The following is a 15726-nucleotide window of genomic DNA, read 5'->3' as shown; positions in this document are numbered from 1 at the left end:
GTATTGTCCTGACCTATCTGCCTGAAGCGATTTCTTCACGAATGATTCGACCATCTTTGGATTCCACGATTCGGACGGATACATCTTCAGCCTCGATATGGTCAACTGTGAGTACCTGTGTTCTGCCATCCTTCAGCTGTACCTCCACTGTACTGTCATCAACAGCTTTCACAGATACAACCATCGCCTGCGACTCAAATGCCTCTACAACTGTAATAAACCGGCCAATCTGCCCTTCTGTTCGGACTGCATATGTGATTCGGCGTTGAGTCTCGTCGCCGGGAAACGCGTCAGCGCCGATAAGTCCTACAAAACGCACAGCTCCCATCCCAGACACATCCAAACTAATGATCCCTTCCCTGTCATGATCGATAGGACTCGTCGGAATCGCATTCGCATATTCATTGCCAACAATCGTTACCCGTCCGCCTTCGTAATCTTTGCCAATGCCGAAGCCAAGATCGATATTCTCATAGTCCAGGGTTAGCTCAGGTAAAGGCTTTTTGCTTCCGTCTGCCAGGACTAGATAAGCATCGCCCCAGAAAAGTCCTTGTTTGGTTCGCTGTGGATACTTCTGCTCGTTATAGATGGGGTGATTGTTCACTTTTAACTTTATCGTCTTCGCTCCTTGCAGCGCGATATCGCATTTCCCTTCACCCAGCAACCATGCCCCGAACTCTCCACGTGCTTGAACCTCACCGTCAACCTCTACCTGATAATCAAATGGAATTGTAATACCATGATGCTCCGCTGCTCTACCAGTAATTTGAACTGATTGTCGTGGCCAAGCGGTATGAACGTCCATTTTCAATACGCCAGGTGTATTGTGTGCCGTGCGATTCCCGCGCATATCTTCCCCTTCGCCAAACACCGTCTCGAAACTGGCGACGCTTGAGCCAGAGACATCATACCAATGGCAATCGGTAATGAACTGGGCATCCGACAAGGGATTATCCGTCCATTGACTCGTATGCTTTCTATAACATATTTCCTCACCTTGGATCCCTTTAAACCCTTTTATTTGGAATAAGCTATCGTACTGATGCTCCCTCTCTCCTTTTACATAATCAAACAAAACCAAATAGTCATCCGTAACCGCCATCACTCTTCGCTGTAAAATCGGTTCTGTGAAATCTGATAAAACGCCATATGGCGGTGCATCCTTCACTTCTGGCAGCCAGCTTGCATTCATTTGGCATCTATCTGCTAGCGTTTCATTGTCGTTATAAATCATGCCGCCATACGGTGGATAGGACCAACGTGAGACGGTTTCGATTGCCGAAGCCTGAATCGCTTCGCCACTGTAAAACATCAGGCGTTTGGAGTCGCTTGGCACTTGCATTTTCCCATCGACAACCACCATGTTTTTGGTCATTGAATTTTGCACATAAAACTTATACATAAAATGCCCGTAGCCCCACCAGACATGCTCGGGATTAAAGAAGCTGCGTCCGTGACGCATAATGGACAGCACTTCCGTACGGTCAAAATGCCCGTGTGCATAACCATGTGAACCATATCGTAGTACCGCTTGGATTTGATCTTTTTGCTCGCGGTTCTCCGTCTGACTTCTTAACATGGCAATACCTACGTTATCTGAAAATGCGTTTTTCTTCGTATATGTGGAAACATACTCCGGTAGATCGGTATGCCCGAATATAGGATCAGCTTGTTCAAAACGCTGAATAACCGCGATATATTCCGGATCCTTATAATAGTGATAGGCCAAATCAAATGTAGAACCAAAATGGACGCCACCCAGCTTCTTCTCATCGGAATCGCTGATGCCAAACAACACGCCACGATTATCGAGGAATGGAATGACTGCATCAAACAAATCTTTGATACAGACATAGCTCTTACGATTACCGCCCCACTTCTTGTTGTACATGCCGAATCTTACTTCCGCTTCTTGGCCGTCATATGTACTGTTAACTTCATCATTAAATGGAATCCTGAAATGCGTGTGCAGCAAGTTGTATCCGAACGGAAGTAACGCATGCGCAGTATGGATGTACATGGACGAGACCCACGTGTTGTACCCTACGGAACATTCATGCCACCATCCATCGTTAAACAAACCGTATTTCAATTGATCGATCGAGCCTCCAGCGCCGTATACAAAGCGAAGCGCTCTTTCCATATCTTGAATCGCTAGTGCACAATACAAGGCACCTGTGATTTCGGATAATAGCCAATTGGAAATATGACCTCTCTGGAGATGGTGATCCAGGATGTCCATGTAGATCCGGAATGATTTTTCAATGCCTCGATGATCTTCGGCAGTTAGCACACCAGAATCATGGATGATATCGTAAGGAATCGCTAGATGCTGGAAAAAGTGCCCCTCCTGCACATAGCTTTGGCTGCAGCCCTTCTTCTTCTTTGGATATCCGTTATCCTCATCAATGAAATAACGCAAAAATTTCGCTACTTTTTCTGCGTACTTCAATTCCTTGGTCAATGCGTAGGCATATGCGGCCGACATGATCCCATATTCTTCACTTGTGTTATAACAGTAGTCTCTCTCATCAACAGGTAGCGGCGGAGTCACCTCCCACCGATCTGCAACTGCAATGATATTGTCATACCCTGGTTTAAAGGTTGCATGGGTATCAATCTTCGACTTAACCGCTTTCCATTGTTCTTCATTATGATAAATGTAGGGATGTTGCAAACTACGCATTGTTTTAAATGCTACTTGAACGGCACTTCCACTGTCTCCGCCTGCGATAAAACGGAGTACCGTCGTTTCATGCCCCCCAGGCACCATGCGCTCATGCACGTTAACTGTCGCTGTAACTTCCTGTTTCGCATTAGGCTCCAGTATGAATCGCGAAGGTGTGACGATCGGCAACAGAGACTCCCAGCCTTCAAACATCTGTTTGACGGTAACGCTTTGCTTATTCTCCGCACAATTATGAATCGTCATCGTATAAACGACATCATCACTTATCTCGCCGGATTTGCCCCGTATGTCGCTTTCCACATAAATCTTCTGGCCTCTTCGAAGTTCCGCTCGAATGAGTTCAGCTTCTCCTCGCAGCTCAAAACTTTTGAGAAAGCGCCATATATTCGCTTTACACGTCTCCATATCAAAATCAGAAAGCTTCAGACTTACTCTATGCTCTCCCGCTCCTGCCAGCCAGATTGCTGCAGTAACTGTCCGCTCATCGATGAACCCAGCTATTACGTTTACTTCCGTTTCTTCATCTGCTGTATAAATGACAAGCTCTAAGCCATGCCAGTCCATGACATCCAGCGCTGCATCATTCCCTCTTTCGAAACCGATCGGATACCATCCAACGGCTCCATCCGAGGTTGGAAACTCTAATTTAAAGGCCTCTTTCAGCTGATACCCATAATCGCCTTTGGCGCCTGCCTGATACCAGTCTTCCAACATATTAATTCGAGTTACCATCATATTCACTCCTATCCTAAACTGACAATTGTTTTCTAAGTCATTAATGCTTGTAAAAGCATGACAAAAGAAAGCGACAATTGAGCACGTACTCAACTGTCGCTCTTTCCTATTACTTGCCGCCTTTATCCAAATAAGCTTGGATTTGCTTTTGCAGCTCAGCGCGGACTTTGTCCATACCAAGTGCTTTCAATTCACCGCTCAACTTGGCAGTCTGAGCTTCCCAGTCTTTGATCTGACCAGCTTTCAATAGTTGAATAAATGGATCCGTTTTGGAGGTAATACTTGCAACTTCCGCTTTCACATTTGTACTATCAAAAGTAAACATGGCTAGCGGTGCTGAATAGTACGTATCTGCTTTAGCTGAGTACTCAAAATATTTGCGTGATGTTTCATCCAAATCGCTGCTAAGTCGGATCATGTTGGGATTCCAAGACATTTCGTATCCAGGAAAATTGTAGTTTTTCGACTCATCCAGCAATTTGATTTGATTGCTGCCTACAGCTTCCCAATGTTTACCTGGAATACCGTATTCAATTAAATCATGGTTTTCTTGACTGCTGAACAACCAATCGAAATACTTCATTGTTCTATCTATGTTTTTAGAAGTCGTAGGAATTGCAACCGAGTTGTTTGATCGGTAGTTCGTGCTGATGGCTTGCGGTTTCATTTCACGAATATCTTTTCTCAGCACGAAAAACTCCAGATCTGCCGTAGAGATCGTTTCCTTCAGCTTCTTTCTATCTGCAGCAAAGGAGCTAATTGTGCCATAATAAGAAGCTGCTTTTCCTGACATGAAATAAGCTTTATTATCCTTTTGGCTTACAACGTCTTTCTCTAAATACTTGCTCCATTCAGCCCATTTATCGTACTGTGGGTAAGCCGTCTTAGCCGTATTGAAGGGAGCTGGCAGCTTCGCAAACGCTGCAGCGTCGTCACCTAGCGCTGCCATATTTTGAACTTTCTTCCCGTCATCCGATAATTGAACAAGGATAGGAATGCCCGCAATGCCAACTGTACCAACATTTGGAACCTTCGTATTACTTTCACCTGACCATATTTCTTGAAAGCCGCCATTCCCTTTAACCGCAAGCGGAGTTAGCGTTTTATCGGTCTCTTGTACCTTTTTATAGAAATTTTCAAGATCCTCATAATTGTTAATCTTACCTAGCCCGTACTTCTCACGTAAATCTTTGCGAATGTACACGACAGGCAGATCAAAGAAATACTGCGTGAACGGAATCGTGTAGAGATGACCATCGAAACGTTTATTCGACTCAACAAATTCAGGAGTAAACGCCTTCTTTAGACCCGGGTAGGCATCATTATTGAAATATTTATCGAGCTGCGCATAGGCGCCTTGCGGAACAAGCTCTTTCAGGTTCATGAAATCGGCGTCAAACACGAAGTCAACCTCTTCACCGGCTGTCATCATCAGCTTCACTTTTTGCTTATGATCTGCACTGGGATTCCATTGAATATTCAACTTCGTATTCAGACTATCTTTGGTCCGTTTTTCGAATTCATCCATGACGAGCTGCATATCTTTCGGCGGATCTCCGAAAAGCATACCTTTTAGTGTAACAGGCGTAAGTTTCGCAGGGGCTGCGGAAGCAGCGGCAGAAGCTGCTGGACTTGCTTCTGGTTGTTTGGAATCGCTACAAGCCGTAGCCGTGGTAATCACTGCTACTGCCAATAACGAAGTAGAAAGCGTTCTCGTTTTCATGTCTTTATCCTCCCTATTTTTCCTCATCTATACTAAACCGCTGAGAGCGGAACTAGCCTTTCACTGCGCCAACCATTAGGCCTTTGACGAAATATTTCTGCAAAAACGGATACAAGAATATGATCGGGCCGATCGTTACGATCGTCGTAGCCAGTCGAACTGTAATCGCTGGAGGGACAAAGTTCGGGATATTCACATCAGCTGAAACCTGATTAATATAGTCCAAATTATTCATAATACGCTGAATCAAATATTGCAGAGGAAACTTATGCGGATCGTTGATATATAACAGTGCGCTGAACCAGTTGTTCCAATAACTTAGGGCGTAGAACAACCCAATCGTAGCGAGCGCGGGCAGCGAAACTGGAAGAATAATGCGAAATAAAATATAGGCATCGTTCGCGCCATCCATCTTTGCGGACTCCGCAAGCGATTCATCAATCGTTGCAAAGAAATTTCGCAGCAGAAACATGTTCCATGCGCTAATCATGCTCGGGATGATGAGCACCCAAATCGAGTCTTTCATCCCTAAGTATTTGGAAATCAACAAGTAGGAAGCGACCAAACCGCCATGGAACAACATCGTAAAATAAACGAAAAAAGCAATTTTATTGCGATATTTAACGGATTTAACGGAAATGGCATAAGCCATAGCGCTGGTGAAAATCATCGATAACGTCGTGCCGGCAAGAGTAACAAAAGTAGTTACGCCATATGCCCGGAAGATCGTATTATCTTCAAATATCAATTTATACGCCTGCAGCGAGAATTCTTTGGGAAAGAATGTATAGCCTTTCTTCAATATCTCTCCTTCTGTAGCAAACGAGCTTGCCAGAACCGAAATAAAAGGAATCAAACAGTAAATCGAGAACAAAGCAAGAATGAGATAAAATACGAATTTCAACAATTTATCTGATAAGCTCTCTTGAATCATATACAGCCTCCATTTCTTAAAAGATAGCCGAATCTGGTGATGTTTTCTTAGCCACATAGTTTACTGTGATTACTAAAATAAATCCGATAATCGATTGTAAGAAGCCAACAGCTGCCGACATCCCCATATCCCCAAGATCCATCAACGCACGGAAAACGTAAGTGTCAATGACATCTGTCGATGGGTAAAGAAGCGGATTTCTGCCAATAATCGCATAAATCATGCCGAAATCTCCGTTAAAGATGCCCCCAACTGCAAGTATGGTCAATAGGATAACTGTCGGTTTCAAGAGCGGCAGCGTGATGTAGCGAATTTTTTGGAGACGGCTCGCGCCATCCATGGCAGCAGATTCGTAAATCTCCGGATTTATACCCGAAATCGTGGCCATGTAGACGATGGAACCGAAACCCGCCCCATGCCAAATTTTCAACATCACGAGAATGGCTGGCCAGTAGTGTGGAGAAGACAAGTATTGTATGGGTTCGATCCCGAAAATACCTATGAATTGGTTTAAGAATCCTCCGTCTGTCGCCACGAAAGCCGTCATGAACATGGCAACAACCGTCCAAGAGAGAAAATGCGGGAAAATCATAACGGATTGGGAAATCTTCTTAAACCATTTGCCTCCAATCTCCGTCACCATAATCGCAATAGCCACAGCGGCAATCGTTCCGAATGTAATAAACAGTACGTTCAGAAATACCGTATTGCTCACGACTTTAATCCAATCGCTGGAGTTGAAGAAAAATTGGAAGTTTTTTAATCCGACGAATTTACTGCCCGTAATGCCCTTCACCGCTTTGAAGTCTTGGAAGGCGACAACGATCCCCCCCATTGGCAGATAAGCAAAGACTAAAAACCAGACAACACCGGGAAGTGCCAAAAAGTACATGAATTTATTAATTTTCAGCTCATGAAAAAAAGCACTAACCGCACCGCGTTGTTTCTTAGCCTCCGATGCTTTCATCGTTGTTTGTGTGGATGTAATTATGTTGCGCATCTTGTTTCCTCCTTTCACCAGGTCGATGACTCTACTTTACGTTTGATCGTTTCTTCTTAAAAGTTTAATATCTAGTCAAAATCACTAATTTCCACCGAAATCCATATGTGAAATTACACCACTTTCATTCATTTGTGCTTTTATCATTTAAAAAAGCGAACATATGAACTTATTAAATTAAAGTTCATACGCGCGCCATTGGAATTTTAAACATAACTCATTTTGTTGGAATACTCCTTATCACGCTTCTTGTACGCTGAACTTATGATGCTTCCTATAGTGATCCGGCGTCTTGCCGCAATGCTTTTTGAAAGAAACATAAAAATAATTCGTATTTTCCATCCCCACCATCTCACCAATTTTGTTTGCCGGAAGTTCGGTTTCAATGAGCAGTTCTTTGGCTTTGGCAAAACGGTAATCACTCAAATATGAGGTAATCGATTGTCCTGCAATTTCTTTAAACACTTTGCGCATGTAATTCATGGAGAGGCCGCCGACTTCCACCAATGACTCCACGGTTAAGTTAGGATCTGCATAGTGGTCATGAATATGCTGAATCATTTTATCCACAATCCACTTGTTCTTCTGTTGCGATTGTAAGTCTCTAGAGCCTATGGCTTGCTCACATACATCTAAATACCAGGCCTCGATTTCCTCTAGCGTCTCCCACTGATTAAGCGTAGACATGAGGCCGCCGATATCCATAATTGAACCCGTTCTGCTCTGCATGGTCATTGCTTTAGCTGTTCGCGCTGTAGAAATGAGCAACTGAGTCAAGCTGAGCATCATCTCATCATGCGTAGATTGGCGGGTATAGGCAAGGAAGGAAGCAAAGGCTTCTCTGATGCTCCCCATATCCCCAAGCTTTAACTGATCCGTGATCTGTTTCTCCATGGCAGACACTTGGTTGTCTTGCAGCGGCTCTCTTGACTTTTCAATGCCTGAATGAATAATGGCTCCGTTCCCAAAAATGATGCGATAAGCGGAAGCAAGCTTGGCTGCCTCCCTTGAAGATTCGATTTCCGATAAACGTAAGCTCTCCGATCCCACTGCAATCGAAACGGATAGTTGTAGAAAGCGAGCCACATTGTTTTGTATATCCTGTAGCATATCCGTGAGTTGCGGCTCTAGCTCAGCATTCTCCTGCACGTTCACGATCATTGCGATCCCATCATCGCCAGAGTCAAAACAAACAGCAGGCATTCGGCTAGAACTGACCTCAACGGCTATATTCGAAATTGCATATCTTAGCAATGCAATATCTGACTGCTTATACGTGGCTAGCAGTTGACGGTAAGCATCGAGTCGAAGCAAGCATACGACATATCTAGAATAAGTGAATTCGATCCCAACGCGGGCCAGTTTTCTAGCCATCTCCTCTTCGTTCGACCAGCCTCCGGATGTCAGCAGACGAAGCACCTCATGCCTTTTGGCCGAACGATAATCCTGTACACTCAGCTGAAGATCCTGAATTTGATGATCCAAGTAAAAAAATGTCCTTCCTAGCACATCCAATTCGGATTCTCCTTGAGGCTTATTGGTGCCTCCGGAGGAGTGATTCACTTTTGCTAGAAGACGATGAATAGGACCGTAAATCCACTTCGTAAAGAATCCGCCTACAAGCAAAACAATCACAAGTAAACAGCCCGTCACCGTTAATATAAACCTTTGTGTTTCTCTGACTTCACTCAGGAGATTCTCATAATCGATTAATCCGATGAACGTCCATCCTAAGCTTTCAGATTTGATATAGGAAACCCGGTATTTCCGACCTTCTTTTTTAAATTCAAAAGAGCCTTTGGGCGTAGGAGAGTTGTTGATCGACTGAACATACGACTCCTCTGTTAAATTTGTATTGATCATCTCATTCGTGGAGTGGGTAATGACGGTGCCCTGTTTATTCAAAATCATGGATTCGAACAAATTGCTTTGTGCGCCATTCATGACCATACTTTGCAGTGTATGCTGGTCCAAATTAAGCACCATCGCGCCATTCGTCACTTTGCCAACAGCGTTTGGAAATACGAGAGAAATCACATTCATCTCATATTTCCTATCATAAATAGCATAATTGATATGACGGGGATAAAAGATGTTCGAGCGATTTGGCTGAATACTAGCCAATAGATTAAGCACATCCGGATCATAGAAGTCATCAAACATTTTGACGGTGCTAAGTGATGAAAAAGCCAGCTTCTTCTGATCATTCAGTAAGTAGATCGAATGGATTAAGGGATTCGTACTGCTTAATTCATAGAGCTTGTTGCCAATTCGACCAAGTTCACTCGTATTGAAATCCATATTATAAAAGCTCATTTGAATTTCTGGACCGTTAAACAGACTACCGAAATTAGTGAATGTCGATGTCAATAAAATGTTCGCTGTATTGAAGGACTGCACAATTGCCGTATCGGTTGATCGATTAATTTGTTCGGTTAAATTCCTGGACACTTTGGACGCGATAACAAACGTCAGCACGGCAATGACTAAAAGCCCTACCAACAGATAGGACAAAATGATTCGAATCAACATATTTTTATTTTTCAGGAAGGCCTGTAAGCTTTTCATCACGTTCCTCCTCTGGTTTATGGCAAAAGAAAAAAGAGACAGCCGTTAGATAGGTCGCCTCTTTTTACTGTATCAGAAGGGTAAAGGAACTTGGATGCAGTTTTTTAACAGATGTATGCGCTTTTTTAAGGGTTTTGCCGTGTTAGGCTAATTAATTGGTTAAGAAAAAGAGCCGGTAGACCTTAAATGAAAGGTTTACCGGCCGAATATAGTTTCGCGTTCGTCATTTAGACATCCAGTGCCTCATAGTCAAAGAAGTCAAAGTCCGCATGCAAGCGAGTTCCTCGCAAATCCTGTACGCAAAGCCCAACGAAAGCGCCAGTAAAGGATAATTTGCGCTGGTAGCTGTCGGCCAGATTGCCGGAGTACAACGTTGGACCAATATGCTGCCACGACTGACCATCAGTACTGTAAGAGAATTGAATCTTATCGAAATTCATTGCTGCTTTGAGATAAATACGCTCCCCTTCAGGAATCGGCACATAAGCGTCCAGCTCATCATACTGCCCCTGATCACTTACGATAATTGCTAGATGCTTGCCGAGCTGGTCATCGTGGGAGATGCGCAGATAGTAATGATCGGACTCATCATAATAGAGTACAAGACCTGCCATTTGGGTAAAAGCTACCGGCTCAAACGTTACGCATGTCACCATCTCGCACCGGAAGCTTTGAATGCGTCTTGCCACGAGGCTTTGGTTGTGCAAAGAGCTCAGCGACTCTCTTCCCTTCAGTCTTAAGAAACCGGGACGCTCGGTTAAGCTTAACCATGACTCGTCAGCCGGGACGCGAAGTGTGTGCCAATGCACACTGAGACTCGTTGCGTCGAAATCATCCCGAACCGGGTCCGGCGCAAACGAATGCGGCGTGAGTTCCGTTTCCGGAATATGCAGCTGCGGCTGCTTACCGCCTGAGGCGAGCTTCAACCATCCATCCGTCGTCCATACGACTTTCTGCAAGGAAGTCTCACGACCTAACGGACTAAGCTTGTTCCCGTCCTTCAGGGGACGAGAACAAATGAACACCATGTACCAATCTCCGAGCTGCGTTTCTACCAAGGAGCCATGTCCTGCATTTTGCAGCGGATGTTCTGGGGTATTCCTTGTTGTGATAATCGGGTAATCCGGATCAACTTCATAAGGACCATCGACGGAAGTCGCTCGCATGAGAGTGGCTGCGTGCATCGGCCCTGTTCCCCCTTCGGCAACCAGCAAATAGTAGTAGCCATCCTTCTTATACACCATCGGGCCTTCCGTAACACCCAAATCTGTCCCTTTCGTAATCAGCTTGATCTCGCCGATCAACTTGCCTTCAGCCGGGCAGAATTCCTGCATGATAATACCTGCGAAACGATTTTGGTTTTTCCGAAAATCCCACTGCATATTAAACAGATATTTGCGGCCATCGGTATCGTGGAACAAAAAGTGATCAAAACCGCTGGAGTTCAGATAGATCGGTTCAGACCATGGCCCTTTAATCGAAGGCGCTGTCACAATATAATTGTGCAGATCTTTATACACACCTTTTCGACCAACCACATTCGTAAAACATAGATAGAAAATACCATCAGAGTAGCTTAAAGAAGGCGCCCAAATGCCGCCTGAACTTGGTACACCTCGCAGATCAAGCTGACTCACGCGATCCAACGGACGCGTGAGTGGTCTCCAGTTCATCAAATCTTTGGAGTGATGAATGAGCACACCTGGGAACCATTCAAAAGTAGACGTTGCAATATAATAATCATCTTCAACCCGAATAATCGATGCATCCGGATTGAAGCCGCGTAGAATTGGATTTTGAATCATGCTTTCGTACTCCCCACTACCAAAGGTATAAGTCGTTCCCTTTTAACTTGAAAATCGCTTCCATGAAATAGTAATCACCATAAATAATCGCATGATGATGGTTCGCCGAATGATAGGCAGCTGAACCGTATTGAACCAAGCTGTCACTATCTGTTGTCCAATTGATTCGGGAGCTATCCAACGTTTGGAGCAGCTTCAACGCAGCACCCAGATACAGATCCTTTTCATGCTCGCCTACGACTTTCGCAATTTCAATTAATCCACACGCCGCAATCGCTGCTGCCGTATCATCTTCACGCTTCGGATCTTTCGGCTGCCGGAAATCAACGGGAATCACACCATCCGCTGGGATGTTCGCGATAAAATAGTTCGCAATCCGTTTCGCGGTTTGCAAGTACTCATCCTTTTGCGTATGAATATAGCTCATCATGTACCCGTACAACGCCCAGGTCTGCCCTCTCGTCCAGGAAGAGCCTTCTTCATAACCTTGGCCTCCATACGATCGGATCACACCGCCTTCAAACGGATCAAATTCTACGATGTGGTTTACAGATCCGTCTGGTCTGACAAACGCCGTCATCGCCGTATCGGCATGCTTCATCGCAATTTGCTTAAAGCGCGGATCACCGGTTTCTTCCGAAGCCCAGTACAGAAGCGGAATATTGAACATGCAGTCGATAATCGCCCAGCCTCGTGTATCGGAGCCCTCTAAATCGTTCCATGCGCGTATAAAGCCGCCTGCTAAGTTGAAGCGACCTGCGAGCAGTACAGCGGCATGCAGCGCTCTTTTGCGAGATTCGGGATTCTGCGTCACTTTATAGTTCGCCACACTCGTCGGCAACCACATAAATCCGACATCATGATGCAAGCCGTAAAATTCATCAAAACAGCGATCTAACTCTTTTTCGGAGATTTGTGCGATTTCTTTATATTTCTCGTTGCCGGTTTCGTGATGCATAAGCCACATCATGCCGCCCCAGAAACCATTGGTCCACCAGTTAATTTCGTCCGTTTCTGTACCCGTAGGGTTGTCTACGATGCGATTATCATGTGTGCCGTTAATGGTCGTGTACGGTATTTTATGCTTGGACTTCTCGCTAACCCAGTCCATTTTCAATTTTATTTTGCCAATCACATTCTCTAGCCAAATTTGATCTTGTGCCTCAAGCATGCTCATTTCTCCTACCCCTTAAAATTTATTTATTTTGATATGATTTAATCATACCACTAGGTCATGTACAGTTTTTTATGCAAAATATGCGGTTTTTTTAGCAATATCCAAGACTTATTCTGTTAGCTTTCCATACATCCAATCGTAAGACAGTCTCCCGCTAATCTCATGAGCACCAGGAAAAAGATCTGTTGCCAAATGATCCGGCTTTCCAACACTCGTATAAGTAGCTTGAATCGCTTCGACTGCTTGTATAAACCCTTCTTTGGGAAAAATGGGATCATCCAACCCCGACTCCAGAAACAGTGGTCTAGGCGCAATTAAGCTAATCAGCTCCGGTAACTCGGCATGATTCAGAATGCCTGGTGTATAGTTACACAGACAATGGTGAACCGCAAGAATACTTTCCTTGAATGTATTCGGGAAGCCTGCCAGCACGGTTGCTCGTAACCGTTCGTCTAAGACAGAGGCAATGAAAGCTATCAAACTGCCTCCTGAGAAACCCATGATTCCGATATGTTCTCGATCTACTTCCTCCAAATCACTAAAGTAATCTAGTGTACATAAAGCCTCTTGAATACGGAGCCCTGTCAACGTCTTACCAACCATTAACAATTGTGCAGCCATCGTATAACAAGAGCTAGGAGCGTTAGGATCTTCCTTTAAGTCCGACTGTAACCTTCTCTCACCGAATCCAACGACATCTGGTGCAATTACGACCATGCCACGATGAACCAATTCGAGGGCAAAGTTATGATAAATGCCAGGCTGACCTTCATCCCACGAGCCGTCTGGATGCATCCCCAGAATTTGTCTACTTCCATATCCGTGACCGTGAACGGCCATTACACCTGGCAGTTTGGTCTTCCCAAATCCTTTAGGTACTAATACATAAGCAGGAAAAGTTAATCCTGGCGTGGCAGATAGTTCTACCCGCTTTCTTATATAAGTGCCACAGTCCGTTTCCTCCAAAAGCTGTGGCGTATGATTTCCCTTCTTCTCGAAAGTACCGATGGACTGCACTAATACTTCTTTTAAATGTGCTTTCCGATCGGCCGGTTGCCTATTACGATTTTGCTCTTGGTTCATCCTTGATTTTTCATATTCGGATGCAAGAAAATGATCTGGATACCACAAAAGCACATCCTCCTCACAAAACTCTATAATCTTTAATAGTCAAACACTCAAGTAAACTTAATGATAAAAAAGCAGTCATTGAGGCATATCCTCTTGACTGCTTTTTTAGTTATCAGGAGCTAATTGAACGGTATGAAAACACAATTAACCCTTGGTTGCACCTGCTGCAATCCCTTTGACAAAATACTTTTGCAACGCGATGAATGCGATCAAAACAGGGATAATTGAAATTGCGGTACCTGCGAATACCATATCCCACTGGGAAGCATATTCACCGACGAAGCCGAAAATTTCGACGATCATCGTTTTAGGTTTATCCGAAGGCAGTACCAAACTTGGCATTAAGAAGTCGTTCCAAATGCCGAGACCGTTCAGCACAACCAAGCTCGCTGTACACGGCCCAAGCAACGGGAATACGATCCGCCAGAAAATGCCGTATTTGGAGCAGCCGTCGATTTCAGCTGCTTCCTCAATTTCACGCGGCACCCCTTTGAGAAAGCTTGTATAAAGCAGCACGCCGAATCCTACCGAACCGGAGATGTAGATAAGAATCGGCCCACTCAAGCTGCCGTAGAAGCCCATCATTTTCATCTCTTTGAACAGCGGAATCATATAGACTTGAAATGGGATCATCATGCCGGCTAGGAAGTAGACATACACCAAATTTGTCCATCTCTTATTCGTCCGCTCTATTGCGTAAGCGGCCATTGGGATGATGGCAATCATCAAGATAATCGAGCTAACCGTTAAAATGATCGAGTTGACCATAGCTCTTGGGAAATCCGTTTTGGTCCACAGATAGACGAAGCTGTCCACGTACCAACTAGTTGGGAATGAGATCGCATCCCGCATAATCGCACCGTTACTTTTAAAAGCGGAAATTAAGCTGAAGTAAATCGGGAAGAAGAAGATAATGGCAAGGACAAGCGTCAGGACAAAGAGGAGAATCTCCAGTATGCTTTTCTGTTTTCTCATCTTATAACTGCACCTCCCTGCTGCGAAGCAGCTTAATTTGAATCAGTGATACGATTAGGATCAGGATAAAGAGGACAAGCGATAGCGCCGTACCAAAGCCTTGCCGCAGCTCGCCAAACCCGACTTTATAAATAATGTAAGTCAGTGTTTCTGTAGCAAAACCAGGCCCACCGTCCGTCATGACGGCAATCTGATCGAATATTTTGAGGGACGCAATCATCGACAACATCATGCACACCGTAAAGGCTCCTGCCAGCAAAGGGAACGTGATGTGGCGAAATTGCTGCCAGCGGTTCGCTCCATCAATACTTGCGGCTTCCGACAATTCTGGCGGAATGCCTTGCAGACCAGCCAAATAAATAATCATATAATAGCCGGCACCTTTCCATACAGTTGCAAAAATGATAGCAATCAATGCGTAATCCGGATTTCCAAGCCAATCGACGCTCAAGAAAGTAAGATGCAACTTATCAAGCAATTGCGTAACAACACCGAAGTTGTAATTCAGAATAATCGTCCATACAAATCCCATAACAATCCCGCTGAGAAGCGTCGGGAAGTAAAAAATGCTGCGAAACAAGTTGCGGAACCATTTCACCTGATCTACCAGCATCGCCAGTAGCAGGGCAACGGCATTTTCAATAATAACTAAGACTACGGATAAAATTAACGTATTTTTCAACGCATTATGCACGCGCTCGCTGTGCCACATCTCTACGAAGTTATCAAAGCCAATAAAGCGAATATCTGGACTAACGCCATCCCAGGAAGTAAAGCTGAGGTAGATACTGCTCGCTGTCGGTACCATGACGAACAAGGTGTAGAGAATCAGAGCAGGAATAAGAAACACGACGGAAAAGGTTAGCCATTTTCTTTTTCTCTTAATAGGCTGTATGGTGTTCATTCTCTTATGCCTCCTATTGGATTTTGAAGGCAGTAGCAGGAAAACCTCCGCAAGTGACGCAGAGGTTCTCCGTTTGCAGCCCTTT

The 15726-nt window shown here is 44.6% G+C and carries 10 protein-coding genes; all 10 read right to left on the bottom strand.

What is annotated here, in order from left to right; genetic code table 11:
* Positions 1–13 precede the first annotated feature (13 nt).
* On the bottom strand, positions 14–3424 hold the full coding sequence (locus tag AC58QG_RS15355; RefSeq protein ID WP_497362993.1) for a hypothetical protein: 3411 nt from the start codon (positions 3422–3424) through the stop codon (positions 14–16).
* A gap of 109 nt (positions 3425–3533) precedes the next feature.
* Positions 3534–5147, bottom strand: a complete 1614-nt coding sequence (locus AC58QG_RS15350; protein ID WP_497362992.1) for an extracellular solute-binding protein — start codon at positions 5145–5147, stop codon at positions 3534–3536.
* Positions 5148–5199: 52 nt separating this feature from the next.
* A complete protein-coding gene (locus AC58QG_RS15345) occupies positions 5200–6081 on the bottom strand; it encodes a carbohydrate ABC transporter permease (RefSeq protein WP_497362991.1) in 882 nt (293 codons plus the stop codon).
* Between the two features lie 16 nt (positions 6082–6097).
* Positions 6098–7081, bottom strand: coding sequence for an ABC transporter permease (locus tag AC58QG_RS15340; protein WP_497362990.1), 984 nt, complete (start codon positions 7079–7081; stop codon positions 6098–6100).
* A 240-nt stretch (positions 7082–7321) separates the two neighbouring features.
* The gene (locus AC58QG_RS15335; protein ID WP_497362989.1) at positions 7322–9649 is read right to left on the bottom strand and encodes a helix-turn-helix domain-containing protein; all 2328 of its coding nucleotides are present in this window, start codon (positions 9647–9649) and stop codon (positions 7322–7324) included.
* Between the two features lie 227 nt (positions 9650–9876).
* The gene (locus AC58QG_RS15330) at positions 9877–11454 is read right to left on the bottom strand and encodes a glycoside hydrolase family 43 protein (RefSeq protein WP_497362988.1); all 1578 of its coding nucleotides are present in this window, start codon (positions 11452–11454) and stop codon (positions 9877–9879) included.
* Positions 11455–11470: 16 nt separating this feature from the next.
* Positions 11471–12625, bottom strand: a complete 1155-nt coding sequence (locus AC58QG_RS15325; RefSeq protein WP_497363453.1) for a glycoside hydrolase family protein — start codon at positions 12623–12625, stop codon at positions 11471–11473.
* Positions 12626–12739: 114 nt separating this feature from the next.
* Positions 12740–13762 (bottom strand): dienelactone hydrolase family protein, encoded by a 1023-nt coding sequence (locus AC58QG_RS15320; protein WP_497362987.1) that lies wholly within the window; start codon positions 13760–13762, stop codon positions 12740–12742.
* 144 nt (positions 13763–13906) lie between these two features.
* On the bottom strand, positions 13907–14737 hold the full coding sequence (locus tag AC58QG_RS15315; RefSeq protein WP_497362986.1) for a carbohydrate ABC transporter permease: 831 nt from the start codon (positions 14735–14737) through the stop codon (positions 13907–13909).
* A 1-nt stretch (position 14738) separates the two neighbouring features.
* Positions 14739–15641: a carbohydrate ABC transporter permease gene (locus AC58QG_RS15310; RefSeq protein WP_497362985.1), complete on the bottom strand. Its 903-nt coding sequence runs from the start codon at positions 15639–15641 to the stop codon at positions 14739–14741.
* Positions 15642–15726: the final 85 nt, after the last annotated feature.

It is taken from the genome of Paenibacillus sp. J22P169, assembly GCF_059691995.1.
Note: the sequence above shows the minus strand (reverse complement) of the source record. Positions and strands in the feature narration are given on the sequence as shown.